Genomic DNA, 5,968 nt, shown 5'->3' on the forward strand with positions numbered 1-5,968 from the left:
ATGGAATTTACCGAAGAAGCCACCTTTATATCCTCAATTTGTAATCCTAATTTCCGCAGCGAATCCATTGCCATTTGAGCTCCTAAATAAAAATCAGTGGATCGCTTTAGCTCGGGTTTTGCACTAATAGCTAAAACTTTGGGAGCACTGACCCACGATGTAAAATCTGATTCATTCACCGGATACAAAAAGGCAATCCTTTTCTTTTCTACCTTATTTAAAGAATTAAATAATTTTCTCTGAACTACCGATGCTGTTGTTGTAACAGGAACTTGATCAGGCACCAGTGCATTTTCTGGTACGCGAATAATCATTCCTATTTTAACACCATCGGCCAAATCAGGATTTAATTCAAGCAATTGATTCTGACTTAATCCTGCCATTTTAGCTAAGCCAAATAACGTCTGTTTTGGTTGAACTTCGTAGGATTTATACTTTTCAACTTCGGTTGTTGGATTTGAAACAACAGTCGTATTTTGAGGTGTTGTTACCTCGGGTTCGATAGGTTTTGAAACCTGAGGCGTTTTTTGAACTAGACCAATTTTGTTGGATGGAAGCACCAAAACATGTCCCGTCTGCAACATTGCCGCTATTTGCGGATTCAATTGCTCCATTTCACTGATAGAAATTCCAAATCTTTTAGAAAGACTAAATTTGGTATCGCCTGGCTGAACCACATAGGATTCTCCCGTTTGTGTTGGAGCAGAAGTACCATTTTCATCTTTAATAGGTATGCTAATGGTTTGACCACCTCTCAAAACGCCAGTTAAAGCGTCCTGATTGGCACTAACTAATTCATCAACCGTCAGACCAAAACGTTGAGAAAGTCCCCATAAGGTTTCTTTTGGCAATACAACATAACTTATTGTTTTCGAATAATTTACTTTTGAAGTAGCATTTACAGCTTGGAAAAATTGAGCAGACAAATCTTTTCCTCCGGTAATTTTTAATTTATGTCCGGCTTGAAGCACAAGGACAATATGCGGATTTTCATTCTCTAACTTTTCTATTGAAACGCTATAGCGTCTTGACAATCCAAATTTGGTTTCCCCCGATTGTACAGTATGATAATACACATCGCTATTACCTGCTTGATTTGATGAAGAACCGGCATAAGTAGCACTTGAAGAATCTTGCGATTTAGGGATCAAAATCTCCTGATCCTCGTAAAGAATATTTTCAGTACTTGGATTCAACTTTAGTAGTTCGCCTACCGAAACACCGTATTTTCTTGAAATAGAGGATACCGTCTCTCCTTTTAAAACCGTGTGCTTTTGGTAGTCTCCCTGAGCAAAAGTGGAGCCAGACAAAAACAAAAGAAAAAATAAAATTAGTGGTATTTTATACCTCATTTTGATACATTAAGAAATATGATAAATAAAATTTATCAAATTGTTTCTTAAATTTAAAAAAAACCTTCAGAAGAAAAATCCTTCCGAAGGTCAAATTAATAGATGTTATTAACAATTTTAAAAGACAAAAATAGGCCGTTCTCCCATCATATCTCCCACAATATCAGCTACTTCCTCTATAATTGACTCATTTGTATGGTTAATAATTACTCGGTCAATTAAGTCAACAACGGTTTCCATGTCGGCCTCAGTTAAGCCTCTAGTGGTAATTGCAGGTGTTCCTACGCGTATACCTGAAGTTACAAACGGCGACTTATCATCAAACGGAACCATGTTTTTATTCACAGTGATCTCCGCTTTTACCAATGCATTTTCAGCTTCTTTTCCTGTAATATTTTTATTTCTTAAATCGATTAGCATCATGTGATTATCAGTTCCACCAGAAATAATATCATATCCTCTTTTAACAAATGCAGCTGCCATTGCCTTCGCATTTTTTTGTACCTGTAATTGATATCTGAAAAATTCGTCTGTTAGTGCCTCACCAAAAGCGATTGCCTTAGCTGCAATAATATGTTCTAGGGGTCCGCCTTGATTTCCTGGAAATACCGCTCCATCTAGTAATGACGACATCATTCTGATTTCCCCTTTAGGGGTTTTAATTCCAAAAGGGTTTTCAAAATCTTTACCCATAAGAATCATTCCACCTCGCGGACCTCTCAATGTTTTGTGAGTAGTAGTCGTAATAATATGGCAATGCGGAACAGGATCGTTTAATAATCCTTTGGCAATTAAACCTGCCGGATGTGAAATATCAGCCAATAAAATAGCTCCCACGCTATCTGCGATTTCTCTGAAACGTTTAAAATCCATATCACGAGAGTAAGCTGAAGCACCGGCAATAATCATTTTAGGTTGCTCCGTTGTTGCTATTTCCTGAATTTTGTCATAATTCAAAACTCCGGTTTCTTTTTCTACCCCGTAAAAAACAGGATTATATAATCTTCCGGAAAAATTAACAGGAGAACCATGCGTTAAGTGACCGCCATGCGATAAATCAAAACCTAAAATTTTGTCTCCAGGTTTAAGGCAAGCAAAAAACACTGCGGTATTAGCTTGTGATCCTGAATGAGGCTGAACATTTGCATATTCGGCACCAAATAATGCTTTGGCTCTATCAATGGCAATTTGTTCAATTTGGTCAACGACCTCACAACCACCATAATATCTCTTGCCTGGATAACCTTCGGCATATTTATTTGTTAAAACAGAACCTGCTGCTTCCATTACCTGATCACTTACAAAATTCTCTGAAGCAATCAATTCTATTCCGTGAATTTGTCTGTCTTGTTCGTCAAGAATAAGTTCAAAAATTTGTTCGTCGCGTTGCATTTGATAATATTTCGTTAAATTGGATTCAAAATTACAAAAATCGTTTGTTAAATTAACAATAGCTATTATATTTGATTGATAATTTTTCAACAATAAAACCACTCACAAAATGCCAAATATAACCAATGACCCCAAAAGAAAATCATGGCTGGAAGTCCCAGAAAACAGTGACTTTCCCATACAAAACATTCCTTTTGGTGTGTTCTTGACCAAAGACGACATCATCACAATAGGCACTCGTATTGGTGACTATGCAATTGATTTAGGGGCGATGCAGCAACTAAATTATTTTGAAGGAATCGAATTGACCGATGATATGTTCATGCAGGATACACTAAATGATTTTATTTCTGACGGAAAAAAAACATGGCGGTTGGTTAGAAACAGAATTGGAGATATTTTTGACAATACTAATCCGAAGTTAAGAGATAATAAGAAGCACTGTAATATAATCATTTTCAAAATTGATGAAGTAGAAATGCAATTGCCCGTGCTAATTGGTGATTATACTGATTTTTATTCCAGCAAAGAACACGCTACCAATGTTGGTAAAATGTTTCGTGATCCCGAGAACGCCTTGCTTCCTAACTGGTTGCATATACCGGTAGGATACCATGGTAGAAGTTCTACAATTGTACCTTCCGGAATTCCAGTACACAGACCTATGGGGCAAACACTCCCGAATGGTGAAACGCAACCTGTTTTTGGACCTTCACGTCTGGTCGATTTTGAACTCGAAACTGCATTTATTACTACTGATTGCAACATTATGGGTGAAAATATTCCAATTAATGAAGCAGAAGATTATATCTTCGGAATGGTACTTTTAAATGACTGGAGTGCACGTGACATCCAAAAATGGGAATATGTTCCATTAGGACCCTTCTTGGCAAAAAACTTTGCTTCCTCCATTTCACCATGGATTGTAACGTTAGACGCTTTAGAACCTTTCCGAACAAAAAGTCCAAAACAAGAACCTACACCTCTTCCCTATTTACAGCAAAAAGGAAAGAACACTTTTGATATTAATCTTGAAGTGTATGTTGCACCTGAAAAAGCAAAACCAACTTTGGTTAGTAAAACAAACTTCAAATATATGTATTGGTCGATGGCTCAGCAGCTAGCACACCATACCAGCAACGGATGTAAAGTAAATTCAGGCGACATGATGGGATCCGGCACAATATCGGGTCCAAATCCTGATAGTTTTGGTTCTATGTTAGAACTAACTTGGGGAGGACAAAACCCAATTAAATTATCAAATGGTAGCGAACGAAAATTCATTAATGATAACGACACGGTAACTATAAAAGGCTATTGTCAAAATAGTCAATTTAGGATAGGTTTTGGTGAAGTCAGCACAAAACTACTCCCAACATTTGTTAGAAAGTAACAATTAAACTCAGGTATCCAACCTGAGTTTTTTTTGAAAACTGCTAAGATTTTAAAGTAATTCAGGAATAAACTCTCTAATTCCCTCAAAAAAAATATATTTGCTAAAATTAACGGAAATGAAAAAATTCACTTTTTTACTTAGTCTGTTCCTACTTGCATCTTGCGGCTCTAAACAAACCGAACGAATGGTAAATTCGGGCAATTACGATGCTGCCATTCAAACTGCTGTAAACAATTTACGAACAAATAAAAACGCAAAGGGCAAACAAGATTATGTTTATTTATTAGAAGAAGCATTTGCAAAAGCCAAGGAACGTGATTTACGAAATATCACCACTTGGTATAATGATGCAAATGCCGCTAATTTGGAAAAAATATTCAATACCTACGTGCAATTAAATAACCGTCAGGAATTAATCAGACCGCTGCTTCCTTTAAAGTTATTGAACGAAGGTCGTGATGCAACGTTTGTATTTGATGATTATTCGAATGATATTATTGATAGTAAAAACACGCTATCTAACCATTTATACAGCAATTCTAAAAACATCTTAACCAATGCTTCAAAATTAGAAGCACGAAACGTTTACGACGATTTAGTTTATTTAAATCAAATTAACCCGGGTTATAAAGATGTTTCAAAACTAATCAATGAGGCACAATTTAAAGGAACCGACTTTGTTCATGTGTATACCAAAAATGAAACAAATATGGTTATACCGGTTCTATTACAAAATGACTTACTTGATTTCAGCACCTACGGACTCAATGATAAATGGACGGTTTATCACAGCAATCGTGTTAAAGACGTAGTGTACGATTTTGGAATTATTGTAAATTTTAGAGAAATTAATATATCCCCGGAACAAATTCGCGAAAAAGAAGTTACGCAAGAAAAGCAATTAAAAGACGGCTCTCTAAACTTAGTTGACAACAATGGAAACGTAGTTAGAGACAGTTTAGGAAATGCTGTAAAAGTAGACAAATTTATAACTGTCAAAGGAACTGCTTATCAATTTACGCAATTCAAAGCCTGTCAAGTGACAGCTAAAGTAGATTATGTAGACTTTACAACGAATCAATTAACCAACACCTACCCTTTGGCAAGCGAGTTCCTCTTCGAACATATTTATGCTACTTTTAGAGGTGACAGAAGAGCATTTGATGAAAGTTTTAACTCCTATTTCGGACAAAGAGCGGTGCCGTTTCCTTCCAACGAACAAATGGTTTTTGATACGGGAGAAGATTTGAAAGCTAAACTAAAAGCAATTATTACGAGATACCGAATCCGTAATTAACTAACTGAAAAATAATAAAAAGAAAGGTGTCCTTAAAGTAGTGATTCTTTCATTCCGAATATATTTCGGAATCTCAAATACATTGATTTTTAATAGCTTATAGAAGCTGAAACGAGTTCATCTCGACAATTTCGGACATTTTAGATATTTTCTTTTATTATAAAACTCTTTTAACGCTATCTATGCTGATAGAATCATGTGATTCATCATACACACATTTTCCTTCTTTGATAATTAAAATCTGTGGCGATTGGTGAAAAACACCGAACCTTGCCGCAATTTCATTCGAAACACTTCTGTAATCAAGTAAATCTAAAAAATAAGGCTGCAATTCCTCATTCGAAAAATCATAGTCATTTTCAAATTGTTTTAATGCAAATCTACTGATACTGCAACGGGTACTGTGTTTAAAAATCAGTACCGGTTTTTCAAATGAGAGTTCGGTCATTTCATTTAACTGACCCAAGTCCGTTACTTTTCTCCATTCTATTTTAGAAACATTTCCCTGCTCTGTATTCCCGAAAAGATTAT

At 35.8% G+C, this 5,968-nt stretch carries 5 protein-coding genes; 2 read left to right on the plus strand and 3 right to left on the minus strand.

The features are described 5' to 3' along the window. Positions 1-1,352, minus strand: a 1,352-nt coding sequence (locus tag ACIQ2S_RS10250) for a LysM peptidoglycan-binding domain-containing protein (protein WP_396175635.1), incomplete at its 3' end; no start/stop codon positions are given. 117 nt (positions 1,353-1,469) lie between these two features. Then, the gene (glyA, locus tag ACIQ2S_RS10255) at positions 1,470-2,744 is read right to left on the minus strand and encodes a serine hydroxymethyltransferase (protein ID WP_396175637.1); all 1,275 of its coding nucleotides are present in this window, start codon (positions 2,742-2,744) and stop codon (positions 1,470-1,472) included. A 109-nt stretch (positions 2,745-2,853) separates the two neighbouring features. Here glyA and fahA point away from each other — a divergent pair, with 109 nt between their 5' ends. Together fahA and ACIQ2S_RS10265 are read left to right on the plus strand one after the other, a co-directional pair. Next, positions 2,854-4,137 carry a fumarylacetoacetase gene (fahA, locus tag ACIQ2S_RS10260; protein WP_396175639.1) on the plus strand — a complete coding sequence of 428 codons (1,284 nt, stop codon included), beginning with the start codon at positions 2,854-2,856 and terminating at the stop codon, positions 4,135-4,137. Between the two features lie 118 nt (positions 4,138-4,255). Further along, positions 4,256-5,437 carry a hypothetical protein gene (locus ACIQ2S_RS10265; protein ID WP_396175641.1) on the plus strand — a complete coding sequence of 394 codons (1,182 nt, stop codon included), beginning with the start codon at positions 4,256-4,258 and terminating at the stop codon, positions 5,435-5,437. A 157-nt stretch (positions 5,438-5,594) separates the two neighbouring features. Here the strand turns inward: ACIQ2S_RS10265 and ytxJ are convergent. Further along, a partial coding sequence (ytxJ, locus tag ACIQ2S_RS10270; RefSeq protein ID WP_396175642.1) for a bacillithiol system redox-active protein YtxJ occupies positions 5,595-5,968 on the minus strand: 374 nt, incomplete at its 5' end.

The organism is Flavobacterium sp., from assembly GCF_044371705.1.
In the GTDB taxonomy this organism is placed as follows: Bacteria; Bacteroidota; Bacteroidia; order Flavobacteriales; family Flavobacteriaceae; genus Flavobacterium.